This window comes from Gordonia aquimaris, from assembly GCF_026262595.1.
In the GTDB taxonomy this organism is placed as follows: domain Bacteria; phylum Actinomycetota; class Actinomycetes; order Mycobacteriales; family Mycobacteriaceae; genus Gordonia; species Gordonia tangerina.
Genome location: NZ_JAPKFM010000006.1, coordinates 114748 through 129847 on the forward strand (window position 1 = coordinate 114748; position 15100 = coordinate 129847).

The window sequence follows — 15100 nt, forward strand, 5'->3', positions numbered from 1 at the left end:
GCGCGTTTGCGGAGTGCATCTCGCGCAGGCGAGGCCACGCGACCCGCCGGGCGGTTTATCGTGAGGCATGGGTCGGACCGCGCTGAGAATCTGTCCGTTGTGTGAGGCAACCTGTGGCCTCACGGTGACCGTCGACGACGACGGCCGACTGCGCTCGGCGCGAGGTGACGCCGACGATGTGTTCAGCCACGGCTACATATGCCCGAAGGGCGCCAGTCTGCCGGAACTCGACAACGACGCCGACCGTCTCAGCCGGCCACTCATCCGCCGCGACGGCGCACTCGTCGAGACGGACTGGGCGCAGGCCCTGCAGGCCGTCGTGGACCGGGTCGGCACGATCCGCGCTGCCCACGGTGCGACGGCGGTGGGTGTGTATCTGGGCAACCCCACCGCGCACACCGTCGCCGGCGCATTGCACGCGCCGATGTTGGCGCGCACGTTGGGCACCACCAACATCTTCAGTGCCAGCACGCTCGATCAGATGCCCAAACAGATCGCGCTGGGATATCTGTTCGGCAATCCGTTCGCGTTCTGTGTGCCCGATCTCGACCGCACCGATCACCTCGTCATCATCGGCGCCAATCCCGTGGTCTCCAACGGAAGTGTCACCACCGCAGCTGATTTCCCCGGGAAACTGACCGCCCTGCGCAAACGCGGTGGGCACCTGACGGTGATCGACCCGGCGCGGACCCGCACGGCGAAACTCGCCGACACCCACATCGCGCCGCGGCCGGGCACCGACGCCGCGCTCCTGTTCGCGGTGGTGCACACACTGTTCGACGAGGACCTCGTCGCCGTCGACCTCGGCGGGATCGCCCCGTACGTCAGCGGTGTGGAGACGCTCGGTGAGCAGGCGCGTGACTTCGCTCCGGAACGGGTCGCCGACCACTGCGGCGTGTCGGCGACCGAGATCCGCGATCTTGCGCGCGGGATCGCCGCGGCTCCCTCGGCGGCCGTCTACGGGCGGATGGGCACCACCACCGTCGAGTTCGGCACCATCACCAGTTGGCTCATCGACGCCGTCAACATTCTCACCGGCAACCTCGACCGGCCGGGAGGCGTGATGTTCCCGACCCCGCCTACCGCCCCGGCCCCCCGCCCGCCCAGACCGGGACGCCCGTTCCGGACGGGGCGTTGGCGCAGCCGGGTGTCGGGCCATCCCGAGGTCGCCGGCGAACTGCCCGCGGCGGCGTTGGCCGAAGAACTCGACTCACCGGGGGACGGTCGCATCCGAGCACTGATCACCATCGGCGGCAACCCGGTGTTGTCTGCGCCGGACGGTGATCGGCTCTCGCGAGCACTCGAGGCCGCCGACCTGGTTGTGTGTGTCGACCCCTACCTCAACGAGACCACTCGGCACGCCGACGTGATCCTCCCGCCGCCACCGCCCTCACGCAGCCCGCACTTCGACTTCCTTCTGAACAACCTCGCGGTGCATGCGACCGCGCGGTACTCACCGCCGGTCTTGCCTACCGACGACGGCCGGCCAGGGGAATCGGAGATCCTGTGCCGGCTGATCCTCGGGTTCAGCGGCGCATCGACCGACGCCGATCCGGCGATGGTCGACGAGCAGGTCATCGCGGCCACCCTTGGCAAAGAGGTGACCGATCCGCACTCACCGGTCGCGGGCCGTGACGTCGCCGAGTTGGTCGCCATGCTGCCGGACGCTCCCGGCCACGAACGCCGCTTGGACATGATGTTGCGGCTGGGTGCCTACGGGGACGCGTTCGGTGCCCGCGACGATGGCATCACCCTCGCCGACGTGCTGGCCGCGCCGCACGGGATCGACCTGGGCCCGATGCGCCCGCGACTGCCCGGGGTGTTGCGCACCGAATCGGGGACCGTCGAGCTCGCCGCCGACGACCTCGTCGCCGATGTCGAACGGCTGCGCACCGCGCTCGACCGCGCGCCGCAGGGTCTGGTGCTGATCGGCCGCCGCAACCTGCGATCCAACAACAGCTGGATGCACAACCTGACCGCGCTGTCCGGCGGCAGCAATCGCTGCACCCTGCACGTACATCCCGACGACGCGAACCGGCTCGGCCTCGACGACATCGCCGTCGTCCGCGGCCCGGGCGGCGAAGTGACGGTGCCCGTGGAACTGAGCGCCGACATCCTGCCGGGAGTCGTGTCCCTGCCGCACGGCTGGGGCCACGACCTCGCCGGTACCCGTTTGTCGGTGGCCGCCGCCGCACCCGGGGCCAACGTGAACCAACTCAACGACGGCAGTCGGATGGACCCGTTGTCGGGGACGGTGACCCTGAACGGGCTGCCCGTGGAGATCGCCCCGGTCTGAACGCTCTCGCTGGGACCTCGCACGAGCGCTGTCGGGGGCGAGGATGCCGGGTGCGTAGGGTTGGGACGCAACCGACCAGGGACTGTCGAGGTCGTCGGAACGCGGTCGGATCACCGTCAGGGAGGAGTCGAGTGCGCTACGAAGACGAAGGAACCACAACCGAGGCCGGCTACGTGGTGCGGGTGCCCGTCCGCTGGTCGGACATGGATGTCTTCGCACACATCAACCACGCACGGATGGTGACGCTGATCGAGGAGGCGCGCATCCCGTGGTTGTTTTACGACGAGCGGCCGACCGCGGCCCTTCGCCACGGATGTGTCGTGTCCGATCTGCATGTTCGCTACCGCGAGCAGGTGCGCCACGACGAGGGGCCGATCGTGGTCACGATGTTCGTCGAGCAACTGCGGGCCGTCGACTTCACCGTCGGCTACGAAGTCCGCCGCGCTACCGATCCGCCCGGCGCCAAGCCCGCGGTCACCGCCACCACCCAATTGGTCGCCTTCGACGTCGATGCACAACGACTGCGTCGCCTGACCGCACCGGAGAAGGACTACTTGGCGTCGTTCCGACGTGATCAGCAGGCGAACCGATGACGGACCCCGAGCGTCACATCACGCTCACCGGCGCCGACGACCGGGCCGACGCCATTGCGTTTCTGGGGCGCGCGCTGCGGCTCGACGACGCCGCCGTGGTTCGGATCGCCGCCCGGCCAGACGGGCTGATCGGTCTCTGGGTCACCACGGGTTTCGACGTACTCGCGGGCAGATCGGTGTTCGGTCGGCAACGACCCGACGACCTCGTCTGCGACGCAGCGGCTCTGCGTGCCTCGCTGACCACTGCCGCGCCCGGCGAGCATATAGACCCCGGTTTCGGGATGGAGAGCGCGTGGCGTGGGTCGTTGCCGGCGGCCGGCGGGTTCGCCCAACTCGACGATGTCCCCGCCCGAACCGTCGTCGAGTTGTCGCGCGGTGGTGCGCATCTGGCCCGCAACGAAGGCAGCGCCCACGGGCCGGCCACCGGTCTGCTGGACCAGGACGTCCTCGAGGTCTCCGGGTCGGGCACCGAGGGTCGCGCCGCGGTCTCGATGCGCTCGCTGTTCGCGCTGACCGCAATGGGCTTCGTCCGGGACGCCGAGGGCCGCGAGGTGACCGAGACGTCACCGATCGAGCTCATCGATCCAGCTGAACCAGTACGAATTCGCCTGTCGGGCGCATGGATTCGGATCGATGCGCGATACGGGTCGGTCTTCCAGCGTCGCGAACGTCTGTCCATGACGCCCCGGTGAGGCGTCGATTCAGACCAGCCAGGCCGCCGAGTTCGGGGCCAGCTGCCCGTCGATGAGCGGGTAGCTGGTCAACAGGACCTCGCCCGGGGGCAGCCCGACCGGCACGTCGGAGGTGTTGAGTGCACACACCAGGTGACCCACCGAACGCCGGAAGGCCAGACAACCCTCGGGTGCGCCATACCATTCGACCGTGTCGCCGTCGAATTCCGGTCGCTGATACCGCATCTCGATGGCCTGCCGGTACAGCGACAGGGTCGAGCCGACGTCCTCCAACTGCGCTTCGACGGTGAATCGCGTCCACGAGTCGGGGATCGGCAGCCAGGTGTCCGGGTTGCTGCTGAAGCCATAGGGCGGCTCGAAGCCCTCCCACGGCAACGGAACCCGACATGCGTCGCGGCCCCGTTCGGTGTGTCCGGACCGCTCCCACACCGGGTCCTGCAGCGCGTCGTCGGGCAGGTCGGCGTTCGGCAATCCCAACTCGGCCCCGTTGTAGATGAACACCGTGCCCGGCAGTGCCAGTTCCACCAGCAGCATCGCCCGCGCGCGGAGGATGCCCAGATCGACATCCACCGTGGGCGAGTCTGTGTCGCTCGCACCGTCGGGATCGGTGTCGGAGCCGACGGGGGAGAGCCGTCCGTAGCGGGTGACCTCGCGGTCCACATCGTGATTGGACAGGGTCCAGGTGGGTGTTCCGTCCACCGACAGCACCGATTCCAGCGAGTTCTCGATCGCATCGCGGATCGAGGTCGGATCGAACGTCGCCTTGGCGAGACGGAAGTTGAATCCCAGATGCAGCTCGTCCGGTCGTAGATACTCGGCGAAACGCTCGTTGTCGTCCACCCAGATCTCGCCGACATTGGCCGCACCGGGGTAGTCGTCGAGAACGGTCCGGATCTTGCGGTGGATGTCGTGTACCGCATAGTTGTTGAAGCGCGGGTCGTCGTCGGAATTCTGCAGCAGGCCGGCCGACTCGACATCCATGTCCGGCAGATCGGCGGGCTTGGCCATGCCGTGGGCGACGTCGATGCGGAATCCGTCCACGCCCCGATCCAGCCAGAACCGCAACGTCTTCTCCAGGTCGGCGAAGACTTCCGGGTTCTCCCAGTTCAGGTCAGGCTGCTCGGCGGCGAAGATGTGCAGGTACCACTGGCCCGGACTGCCGTCGGGATCTGGCACCCGGGTCCAGGCCGGACCGCCGAACACGCTGTGCCAATTGTTCGGTGGTTCCTCGCCGTCGTCTCCCCGCCCATCGCGGAAGATGTAGCGGGCGCGGGCAGCGCTGCCGCGCTCGGCGGCCAACGCCTCGACAAACCACTCGTGCTGATCGCTGGTGTGATTGGGGACGAGGTCCATCGTCACGCGGATGTCGCGGTCGTGCGCTTCGGTGATCAACTCGTCGAAGAGCGCGATGTCGCCGAAGAGCGGATCGATGTCTCGGGGATCGGACACGTCGTAGCCGTGGTCGGCCATGGGGGAGCGCATGATGGGACTCAGCCAGATCGCATCGATGCCGAGAAGTTCGAGGTAGCCGAGTTTGTCGATGACTCCGGCGAGATCGCCGACGCCGTCGCCGTTCAGATCTGAGAACGACCGCGGGTAGATCTGGTAGAAGATCGCCGACTTCCACCAGGTCGTGTCGGCGGGATCGAGCTGCGTGGCCGCGGACGCGGGTGGCGCGACAACGGCTTCGGTGTCCGGCGCCTCGGGAGCTTCGGTGTCCAGGGACACAGGCTCGTCGTCGGTCGCGGCGTCGTCGACGGCGTCTGACTCCGCCGCGCCGACGGTCGAGTCGGTGTGGTCCTCGTCTGTTGGCGGCTCGTCGGTGTCGGCCACCGCGCTCGACTCCACGGTGGCATGGCCGGTCTCTGCAGCTTCGGATTCGGCCGCTGCGGTGTCGTCTGCTGCTGAGGCATCGAGATCGGGGCCATCGGAATCCGAAAGCTCGGGGTCCGGGGCTTCGGGATCTGTCGGAGTCGCGGCGGCGGCGTCGGTCTCGCCCTGCGATGCCTGGTCCGCACCGTCTGATTCCGGTGCGGCGGGGCCATCCTTGGATGTCTCGTCGCTCACCGTCGTCATTGTGCCTTACCTGTGTTTTCGGTGAGTCCCCCAGGTGGCGTCGGCGCGTCGTGCCCGCACCCGGCGTGTCACACAGGCGAGTTCATCATGGAATTCGCCGCCATCTCCATGTAATCGACCAGCGCCCGCCGGTGCGCGTCGTCGAGTGTCTCGGCATCGATCGACGCGATTGCGATGTGCATACAACGCAACCACGCATCCCGCTCGATCGGCCCGACCCGGAACGGGTGGTGACGCATACGCAGGCGCGGGTGCCCGCGCTCGTCGGAGTAGGTGCGCGGGCCACCCCAGTACTGTTCGAGGAACATGCGCAGGCGTCGTTCGGCGGGACCGAGGTCCTCCTCGGGGTAGAGCGGCCGCAACACCTCGTCGGCGGCGACCTCTTCGTAGAACCTGGCGGTGAGCTTTCGGAACGTCTCCGCGCCTCCCACCTCCTCATAGAAGGTGCGTTGCGTCGCGGGGGTGCTGGGCTGGATGCCACCGGGGACCTGACTGCTCACGATCCCCATTGTCCTGACCACCCGCGCACTCATCAACACCGATGCGGGTCGGGGAGGTGCGTCATCGGTTGTTCACGTTGCCGACCTGCATGGACACGCAGAATTGTCGTGCAAACGGGTCTGTTCCGTGGTCAACTTGACCTCGTCGGTGTTCAGGTGGGAGACGCGTATGAAGTCCAGGAACGCAACGTCGGTGACCTCGGTAGAAGGCGCCCGGCCGCGTGTCCGCGCTCTCGCGACTGTGCCAGGCGGTCGCGATCTGGATTCCGTGACGCAGGTGGGCTCGCCGATCGCCTCGTCCTCGGCGGGCGCTTCGCTGTGGGGTCGGCGCCGTGTGCTGCTGCTCAATGCCACCTACGAGCCGCTCACGGCGGTCTCCTTGCGTCGGGCGATCGTGCTGGTGCTTCGGGAACGTGCCGACGTGGTGCACGCCGACGACAACGGCCTGCTGGTCCATTCGGCCGACCTGTCGGTGCCGGTGCCCTCGGTGATCCGGCTGCGCTCGTTCGTCAAGGTTCCCTACCGGGCCGTCATCCCGATGACCCGCGCCGCACTGATGCATCGGGACCGGTTCCGGTGCGGCTACTGCGCAGCGAAGGCGACGACCATCGACCACGTGGTGCCGCGCAGCCGGGGTGGAGCACATTCGTGGGACAACTGTGTGGCCTGTTGTGCGAGCTGCAACCACCGCAAGGCCGACCATTTGCTCAGCGAATTGGGCTGGAAGCTGCGCACGACGCCATCGGCCCCGAAGGGACGTCACTGGCGGCTGCTCGCCACGATCAAGGACATCGACCCGGTGTGGACGCAGTACATCGACGCCGGCGCCGCCTGATCGGCTCACCATCTACGACGCGCTGTAGGGGTCGATGCCCGCGGCGTCACGTGGTGGGCTAGATTGATCACACGACCTGCGCCGCAGTGGCTGCAGGCACCGGCAACAGCCCTCAGCATCAACTGATCGAAAGGGTGGCATGGACAACCTGATCGTCGCCATCGGAGTGCCCGTCACGGTCATCTGTGTTCTGTTCGTGATCGGCTGCGTCGTCGCGATGGCCGTCCCGAACGACGTGAAGTATCCGAAGGTGCAGAACTACACCCTCGACCAGCAGTGGGAGCACGAGCCGCTGCTGTTCAGTGCCACCGACATCGAGCCGATGACGTTGGCGCATCATGCAGAAGCGACCGACGCGGACGGAGGTTCGGCCAGTGGCAAGTGGTGAGGTGGTATCCGGACAGCATGGTGACGTCGCCGTCGCCTCGGCAGCGGCGAGTGCGCTGCCGATCGGCACGGTCGTCACCAACGGCGGACGGGTATCGGGCACCCGATACCCGGGACAGGCTCCCACGACGCCGCCGTTCACCCGCGAGGAACTCATCGGGCTCGACGAGGCCCTGAAGGCGGCGAGCGAGAAGGCCTACGTGCGGTTCTCGGTGTTCATCGGCGAGCTGGGCACCGACGCGGTTGCCGACGCCCGCGCCGTCCTGCTGCGCGCGCCGGAACCGGCCAACGGAGCCTTGATCGCGGTCTCGCCCAACAGCCATGATGTGGTGGTCGTGTCGGGCGTCGACGTTGCCGACCGCGTCAACGACCGCGTCGCCCAGCTGGGCGTGACCGCGGCGGTCACCAGCTTCCGACAGGGAGACCTGATCGACGGTCTGATCGCAGCGCTGCGCGTGATGTCCACCGCAGCCGCGGCCTCCTGACCCATCCCGTCAACGGCGGCCCGCTCACCTCGGTGAGCGGGCCGCCGTTGCTATGAGACGGTGCTGGCCGCACCTGCAGGCTCTGGCCGCAGTTTCGTGTCCAAGCCGGAACCGGAAACTGCGGCCAGAATCCTCGGGATCGGACGTCAGGACGCCGATTCGGCGTCGAATCGGCGCGCCCGAAGCGATCGTGCGACGGTGTCGCGGCCTTCGGAGATCAGCCGCTTGAGGGCGGGAGGATGATCGGCGGCCAGGAACTCGTCGGCTGCCGACAGCGCGGCCTCGTCGATGGCCCAGTGCGGATAAAGCCCGATGACCGCGGTCTGCGCGACCTCGCTGGACCGACGCGCCCAGATGTCGGGGACGGCGGCGAAGTACTTGGCCACGTAATCGGTGAGCAGCTCACCCTGCCCAGGCCGAGCGAAGCCCTCGATCATGGTGCGCGTGTAGATGTTCGACAACGAGTCGTCCTCGGTGGCCTGACGCCATGCCTGCGCCTTGGCCTCGGCGAGCGGGCGCGACGAACGGGCGGCGGCCGCCTGCCGTTGCCCGGTGGCGGTGTTGTCGCGGGCTGCCTCGGCGTCGATCACCGGGGATGACGCCGCGTCGGTGTCGATCGCACCGACGGTCGCCAATGCGCGCACCAACTTCCACCGCATGTCGGTGTCCACCACCAGACCGGCCAGGCCGTGGTCGGCGGGATCGGTCCCGTCGAGCAGGGCGCGCACGACAGGGACCTGATCGTCGTTCAACCGGCCCGCGAGCAGGGTGTTGACGAACGCGAGCTGATGATCGGAGCCATCGCCGGCGCCGCGCGCCAGTTCCAGCAGGCGGGCGCTGAACGCGGGTCGACCCTCCTGCGCGACCCAGCCCGGGTCGGCGTAGGCCTCCAGGGCGCTGGTCGCCTGCATGAGCACGCGCTGCACCACACCGATCTCGGACTCGGCGGCGATGCCGCGCGAGACCAGTTCGATGAAATCGCGCGCGGCCATCTCGGCCTGACGGGTCATCTCCCAGGTGGCCGACCAGACCAGCGTCCGCGGCATGGGGTCGGCGATGTCACCGATCCGCGCGGTGGCCGTGGCCAACGATTCGGGGTCGAGACGGACCGATGCGTAGGTGAGGTCGTCGTCGTTGAGCAAAACCAAAGCCCCACGACCGACCCCGATGAGATCGGCGACGTCGGTACGTTCACCCTCGACGTCGAGCTCCGCGCTGGCGGTGCGGGTGAGGGTCCCCGAGCCGTCGTCGTCGTCGTAGACGCCCACCCGCAGACGATGTACGCGGGTTTCGCCGGCCCCGGGTGCGGCCCCGTCCTGGACGATGGTGAAGCGGGTGAACTTCCCGTCGCTGTCGACCTCGAAGTCCGGTCGCATCACGTTGATGCCGGTCGTCTTGAGCCACTGGGTGCCCCAATCGGACAGGTCGCGCCCGGACGACTTCTCCAGCGCGGACAGCAGATCTGCGAAGGTGGCGTTACCGAACTGGTGCGCGGAGAAGTAGTCACGTAGACCGGCGAGGAAGTCCTCCAGTCCCACATAGGCGACGAGCTGCTTGAGCACCGACGCGCCCTTGGCGTAGGTGATCCCGTCGAAGTTCACCTCGACGGCCGCGATGTCGGGGATGTCGGCGGCCACGGGATGTGTCGAGGGCAGCTGGTCCTGCCGGTAGGCCCACGACTTCTCGACGTTGGCGAAGGTGGTCCAGGCGTTGGTGTACTCGGTGGCCTCCGACTGGCATAACACCGACGCGAAGGTGGCGAAGGACTCGTTGAGCCAGAGGTCGTCCCACCAGTCCATGGTGACCAGATCACCGAACCACATGTGCGCCATCTCGTGCAGAACGGTCTCGGCGCGGCGCTCGTAGAGATACTTGGTCACCCGGGAACGGAAGACGTAGTCCTCGAGGAAGGTCACCGCGCCCGCGTTCTCCATGGCGCCCGCGTTGAACTCCGGCACGAACAGCTGATCGTACTTGCCGAACGCGTACGGGATGCCGAAGTTCTTGTGGTAGAAGCCGAATCCCTGTTTGGTCTCGGTGAACAGACGGTCGGCGTCCATGTGCTCGGCGAGCGAGGCGCGGCAGTAGATGCCCAGCGGGATGGTGCCGTGGTCGTCGCTGTAGGTGTCGGTCCATTCCGCGTACGGACCGGCGATCAATGCGACCAGATAGGTGCTCATCAACGGTGTCTCACGGAACCGATGGATGCGCTCGCCGTTCGGCCCGGTTTCGACCTGCAGCGTGTTCACCAGTGCCGCATTGGAAATCACCTTCCAGTCCGCCGGCGCGGTGACGGTGATGGTGTAGGTGGCCTTCAGGTCCGGCTGGTCGAAGCAGGCGAACATGCGTTTGGCGTCGGCTGTTTCGAACTGTGAGTACAAGTAGACCGATTCGTCGGTGGGATCGACGAACCGGTGCAGGCCCTCGCCGGTGTTCGAGTACGCGCATTCGGCCACCACGGTCAGGGTGTTCTCGGCCGCCAGCGACGGCAGCCTGATGCCCTCGGATTCATCGAAGTCGGAGACGTCGAGATCGGTGCCGTTGAGGGTTGCCGAGACCAGCTTCGGGGCGACGAGATCGATGAAGCTGTCGGACCCGGCGGTCGCGGTGAACGTCACCGTCGTCACCGATCGGAAGGTCGTCACACCGGGTTTGCCCTGACCATCGGTCAGGTCGAGTTCGATCGCGTAATTGCCGACGTCGACCGTCGCGGCACGATCGCGTGCTTGGTCTCTGGTCAGGTTCGGAGCAGTCACAGTCGGGTTCATCCACCTCTCGAATCGCGGTCCGCTGGCCAGCTTAACGGGAATGATCCGCGAGTCACGTGGTTGCAGTCGGGGAAGTGGTTTGACCTCGGATACCAGGAGGGGAGCTCCATGACGGCAGCGACGCACACAGCAGGAGATAAGCGGGATCGGGTGGACTTCTGGTTCGACCCGTTGTGCCCATGGTGCTGGATCACGTCTCGGTGGATTCTGGAGGCCGAGCAGGTGCGGCCTATTGATGTGAACTTCCATCTCATGAGCCTCGCGGTCCTCAACGAGAACAAGGACATCCCGGACGAGTACCGAGAGAAACTGCAGTCGGCGTGGCGCCCGGTTCGGGTGATCGCGGCAGCGGTCGCGCAGCGGGGGAGGAGGTCCTCGCCCCGATCTACACCGCGATGGGGACCCGCATCCACAACAAGGGCATCGACGATCTCGATCAGGTGATCGCCGAATCGCTGGCCGAGGTGGGGCTGGACCCGGCGCTGGCCTCGGCGGTGGAGTCCGAGGAGTTCGACGATTACATCCGCACGAGCCATCACGAGGGCATGGACAAGGTCGGCGACGATGTCGGCACGCCCACCATCCACGTCAACGGCACCGCCTTCTTCGGGCCGGTGCTCTCGCGGATTCCGCGTGGCGAGACCGCGGGCACGGTGTGGGACGGCGCGGTTGCGCTCGCCTCGTACCCGCACTTCTTCGAACTCAAGCGCTCCCGCGACGAGTCGCCGCAGTTCGACTGATCGAGGCTTCCGCCCGGGGAGGTCAGAGCTTGGGCGGCATCTGTAGACCGTTCGGCAGCGATCCCGCGGCGACCGCGGCCGGGTGGGGCGGCGGCACGACGGCGACGACATTGCCGCTGCCCACCCCGCGCACGATGGTGCGCGGGCGGAACAGCATCGCACCCGCCCGGGTACGGTCACGCAGTGCGGCCGCACGCCAGGTGAGCACCGGGTGGGTCGCCAACGCATTGGTCGCCCAGGTGAAGAAGCCGCGTTCCTGTGTGGCGCGATCGGCGAACTGGTCGAAATCCACCGCTGACAGCATGTACTTGCCTGCGGAGAGGACACCGATGACGCCGGGCACACCGGCCGGTCGGGTGTAGTAGCCGTAGTTGTCGGCGGTGTACTCCTGCGCCCGGGACAGGGCCGAGCCGACCAACGGGATGTTCATGCCGACGCTGGTGGCGAGTTGGCGCCAATACGACGTGTGTCCGGCGGCGATGTGGCCCACCTCGTGGCCGATGATGAACTCGAGGGCTTGCGGGTCGCGGGCGCGCCCACCCACCTCGAACAGGTCGGAGTACACCACCACGAACCGGCGGAAGCCGTGGCCGGAGGCGAAGGCGTTGATCATGCCGTTGCCCAGCACCACATACGCGTCGGGTACATACTCCAGGCCGTAGCGCGCGGCCGCCTCGACCACCATCCGGTGGCCGTCGGCGAACTGGGTGGGTGTCATCTGCACGCCGTTGACCCGTGGCTGTGCGTAGGTCAGACCGCGGATGAGCAGCAGGACCAACGGAAGCGCCAGCAGGAACAGGAAATAGTCACTGAACGTGCCGAGGAGCACCAGCCAGACGATGGCGAGATATCCCACCAGGGTCACGGTGATGACGGCGATCAGCATCGGGATCTCCCACGGATGCAGCCGCGGACGTCCCGCGTAGTGGGCCGGCGGCAGCCAGAATCCGTCACGAGGCGTCTCGCCCGCCTGGATCGGCCGCTGGTCGCCGCCGGACCTGTTGATCTGGCCGGCGGAGGGATCGGCGACGCCGGGAACATTGGGTATCGGCGATTGTGCGTCCACGCGACCAATCTATAGTGACGCCATGCGTGTCTACCTCGGTGCCGACCATGCCGGATTCGAACTGAAGAACCTCATCGCCGACCACCTCCGGTCGGCCGGCCACGAGGTCGTGGACTGCGGGGCGCACGTCTATGACGCGCTCGACGACTATCCGGCCTTCTGCATCGATGCGGCCCGCCGGACCGTCGCCGATCCCGGCAGCCTGGGAATCGTGTTGGGCGGCAGCGGTAACGGCGAGCAGATCGCGGCGAACAAGGTGCCGGGGGCGCGTTGCGCGCTGGCCTGGAGCGTGGAAACCGCGCAACTGGCCCGACAGCACAACAACGCCCAGCTCATCGGCATCGGTGGGCGGATGCACAGCACCGACGAGGCGTTCGCGATCGTGGACGCGTTCGTCGCGACGGCCTGGTCGGAAGAACCTCGCCACCAGCGCCGCATCGACATCCTCGCCGAGTACGAGCGCACCGGCGAGGCGCCTGCGGTGCCCGGCGCCAACTGATTCACCGGCCGCAGCGGAGCAGCCGACATGCCCGAGGGTCATACCCTGCATCGTCTGGCGCGTCGTCAGCAACGAGTTTTCGGCGGTGAGCCGGTGCGGGTGTCCAGTCCTCAAGGCCGATTCGCCGACGGCGCCGCTGTCGTCGACGGCATGGTCTTCGCAAAGGCCGAGGCGTGGGGTAAGCATCTGATCCAGCACTATCGCCCGCTCGGTACCACTGGGCGGGCGGGCCGGCGGATGATCCACGTGCACCTGGGGCTGTATGGAAGTTTCACCGAAGCGCCGGCACCTCTGGCTGCTCCGGTGGGGCAGGTGCGGCTGCGCATCGAGGGTCCGCAGGTCGGCACCGATCTGCGTGGCCCGACGGCGTGTGAGTTGTTCACGCCGACCGACCTCGACGAGTTGATCGCCCGGTTGGGGCCCGATCCGCTCCGCCGAAACGCCGATCCGACACCGATGCTCGCCGCCATCGCACGATCACGCCGGCCTATCGGAGCGCTGCTGATGGACCAGAAGGTGGTCGCCGGAATCGGCAACGTCTACCGCGCGGAGGTGCTGTTCCGGGCCCGGATAGATCCCTACCGCGAGGGCCGGTCGGTACCGGCCGCCGATGTCGCAGCGGTCTGGGACGATCTGGTGGGACTCATGCGAATTGGGGTGCGACGCGGCCGCATCCATGTGGTCCGACGTGAGGACGATCGCGGACCCGGGTCGTATGCACCGGACCGGCCGCGAACCTACGTGTATCGGCGCGCGGGCGAACCGTGTCGGATCTGCGCGACGACCGTGCGGACCGCGGAGTTGGATGGCCGCAACCTCTACTGGTGTCCGACCTGTCAGATCTGAGGTCTTCCCGAGCGGGAGAAGTGTTGTGGGTCAGCGTAGCTCGGCGCGTTGGGCCATGATCAGCAGCTCATCGCGCTGGGTGCTGCTGCCGACGGCGTGGATGCGGTCATACAGCTTGCGATTGCTGGTGTGAACGAAACGGGCACGAAGACGTGCGATGGACATGCCGGTACAACTTCCTGAATTGACTGTGCTCTCTTGTATCCATTCTCCGTATTACGAATAGGTTAATCAACCTGACCAGGCGTGATGTGCCTTACGGTGTCCCGAGCTCACAGGGGCTCCTCAGTGTCGCTCATGCACTTTCACATCGATGCGCGCCATGATGGGATCATGAATGGGTTGACCGCATCGATCGACCAGGCCGATCGACATGTGACCCTGTTGGTGGTCGGCGGAACGGGCGAGTCGTTCGCGGGTGACACCCGTACGGAGGTGGGCGGCCTGCTGGCCGGCGTCACTCTCGGGCTCGATGCGCGGTTCCGGTGTCGCTGGGTTGGTTACCCGGCCAGCTACGGTCCGGCCCCCGATCTCGCCGGCATCAGCTATCTGCGCAGTGTCGAGATCGGCGTCGACAATCTGCGCACGGCCCTCATCCGCACGGAGGGCCCCGTTGCCCTCATCGGGTATTCGCAAGGGGCAGTGGTCATTCGACACGCACTGCGGCAACTCGCCGATGCTGACCACCCGGCGATCGCACGTGTGATCGCGGTGGGCTTCGTGGCCGACCCCCACCAGCCGCCGGGTGCGGTTCCCGGTTGTGCGGGGTGGGGAGTGGCCGGCGGTGGGCCGGAACTTCCGAGCGGGATCGACTACTTCTGGGTCGGCGCCGTCGAGGACATGATCTGTAACGCATCCTCGGACTCTTTCGTTCGCGACATCGCTGACATCACGCCGTCCCTCGCGGTGGGGTACTGGGGTGAATGGTTGTCGCACGTGTGGACAGTACTGCGACACAACACATTCCAGAACGCCGGCCGCACCTCCCTGGGGCTTCGGCAGATGGTCCGGGACGGGGCGCGGTTGGTTGCGGCGGCACGCGAGGTGCTCGGTTACCTGCCGAACACCCTGCGCTGGGGCACGATCGAGGTGCGCAACCGACGAGGTGGGCGACACACCTCGTATGCACGCGAACCCTATCGTCGGCACTCGCTGACCGATCCGTACACCACCGGATGCGAGGCGCTCGCCGCGTGGTTGCAGGTCTGCGCCACCTTCTCCGAGGTCGGTGAGGCCCACGAGGCCGGTCTCCGCGATCTGGTCGCGTGAGGGCAGACGGGAAACCTGCGCCGGGCGCCATTGCTTCGGTGGTGTTAA

The 15100-nt window shown here is 67.2% G+C and carries 14 protein-coding genes and 1 pseudogene; 10 read left to right on the plus strand and 5 right to left on the minus strand.

Features of this window, described 5'->3' with window-relative positions; translation table 11 throughout:
* The first annotated feature begins 67 nt into the window (after positions 1-67).
* From OSB52_RS08470 to OSB52_RS08480, 3 genes are all read left to right on the plus strand, one after another.
* Positions 68-2296, plus strand: coding sequence for a molybdopterin-dependent oxidoreductase (locus tag OSB52_RS08470; RefSeq protein ID WP_266061259.1), 2229 nt, complete (start codon positions 68-70; stop codon positions 2294-2296).
* Between the two features lie 131 nt (positions 2297-2427).
* Positions 2428-2889 carry an acyl-CoA thioesterase gene (locus OSB52_RS08475; protein ID WP_235722339.1) on the plus strand — a complete coding sequence of 154 codons (462 nt, stop codon included), beginning with the start codon at positions 2428-2430 and terminating at the stop codon, positions 2887-2889.
* A complete protein-coding gene (locus OSB52_RS08480) occupies positions 2886-3581 on the plus strand; it encodes a DUF8010 domain-containing protein (protein ID WP_266061260.1) in 696 nt (231 codons plus the stop codon). Before OSB52_RS08475 ends, OSB52_RS08480 begins: the two co-directional genes overlap by 4 nt.
* Before the next feature lie 9 nt (positions 3582-3590).
* On the opposite strand, the gene OSB52_RS08485 is transcribed toward OSB52_RS08480, so the two are convergent.
* Together OSB52_RS08485 and OSB52_RS08490 are read right to left on the minus strand one after the other, a co-directional pair.
* A complete protein-coding gene (locus tag OSB52_RS08485; RefSeq protein WP_266061261.1) occupies positions 3591-5657 on the minus strand; it encodes a glycoside hydrolase family 13 protein in 2067 nt (688 codons plus the stop codon).
* Between the two features lie 68 nt (positions 5658-5725).
* A complete protein-coding gene (locus OSB52_RS08490) occupies positions 5726-6166 on the minus strand; it encodes a globin (RefSeq protein ID WP_266061262.1) in 441 nt (146 codons plus the stop codon).
* Between the two features lie 160 nt (positions 6167-6326).
* Between OSB52_RS08490 and OSB52_RS08495 the strand changes: the two genes are divergently transcribed.
* The 3 genes from OSB52_RS08495 to OSB52_RS08505 all read left to right on the plus strand — a co-directional run bounded on the left by OSB52_RS08495 (position 6327) and on the right by OSB52_RS08505 (position 7864).
* Positions 6327-6992, plus strand: coding sequence for an HNH endonuclease (locus OSB52_RS08495; protein ID WP_266061263.1), 666 nt, complete (start codon positions 6327-6329; stop codon positions 6990-6992).
* 139 nt (positions 6993-7131) lie between these two features.
* A complete protein-coding gene (ctaJ, locus tag OSB52_RS08500; RefSeq protein ID WP_235722334.1) occupies positions 7132-7380 on the plus strand; it encodes an aa3-type cytochrome oxidase subunit CtaJ in 249 nt (82 codons plus the stop codon).
* Positions 7367-7864, plus strand: a complete 498-nt coding sequence (locus tag OSB52_RS08505) for a DUF5130 family protein (protein ID WP_266061264.1) — start codon at positions 7367-7369, stop codon at positions 7862-7864. The genes ctaJ and OSB52_RS08505 overlap by 14 nt, the downstream gene beginning before the upstream one ends.
* A gap of 146 nt (positions 7865-8010) precedes the next feature.
* Here the strand turns inward: OSB52_RS08505 and pepN are convergent, their stop codons facing one another.
* The gene (gene pepN / locus OSB52_RS08510; RefSeq protein WP_266061265.1) at positions 8011-10620 is read right to left on the minus strand and encodes an aminopeptidase N; all 2610 of its coding nucleotides are present in this window, start codon (positions 10618-10620) and stop codon (positions 8011-8013) included.
* Positions 10621-10740: 120 nt separating this feature from the next.
* Between pepN and OSB52_RS08515 the strand changes: the two are divergent.
* A pseudogene (locus tag OSB52_RS08515) lies at positions 10741-11372 on the plus strand (mycothiol-dependent nitroreductase Rv2466c family protein).
* Positions 11373-11394: 22 nt separating this feature from the next.
* Here OSB52_RS08515 and OSB52_RS08520 read toward each other — a convergent pair.
* The gene (locus OSB52_RS08520) at positions 11395-12438 is read right to left on the minus strand and encodes a M48 family metallopeptidase (RefSeq protein ID WP_372474961.1); all 1044 of its coding nucleotides are present in this window, start codon (positions 12436-12438) and stop codon (positions 11395-11397) included.
* Between the two features lie 22 nt (positions 12439-12460).
* Here OSB52_RS08520 and OSB52_RS08525 point away from each other — a divergent pair, with 22 nt between their 5' ends.
* Positions 12461-12937, plus strand: coding sequence for a ribose-5-phosphate isomerase (locus OSB52_RS08525; RefSeq protein WP_235722330.1), 477 nt, complete (start codon positions 12461-12463; stop codon positions 12935-12937).
* Positions 12938-12964: 27 nt separating this feature from the next.
* Positions 12965-13783 carry an Fpg/Nei family DNA glycosylase gene (locus OSB52_RS08530; protein WP_235722329.1) on the plus strand — a complete coding sequence of 273 codons (819 nt, stop codon included), beginning with the start codon at positions 12965-12967 and terminating at the stop codon, positions 13781-13783.
* Positions 13784-13813: 30 nt separating this feature from the next.
* Here the strand turns inward: OSB52_RS08530 and OSB52_RS08535 are convergent, their stop codons facing one another.
* Entirely contained in the window at positions 13814-13948 is a 135-nt protein-coding gene (locus OSB52_RS08535; RefSeq protein ID WP_266061267.1) for a hypothetical protein, read from the minus strand.
* 168 nt (positions 13949-14116) lie between these two features.
* Between OSB52_RS08535 and OSB52_RS08540 the strand changes: the two genes are divergently transcribed.
* Positions 14117-15052 (plus strand): PE-PPE domain-containing protein, encoded by a 936-nt coding sequence (locus OSB52_RS08540; protein WP_235722328.1) that lies wholly within the window; start codon positions 14117-14119, stop codon positions 15050-15052.
* Positions 15053-15100 lie beyond the last annotated feature (48 nt).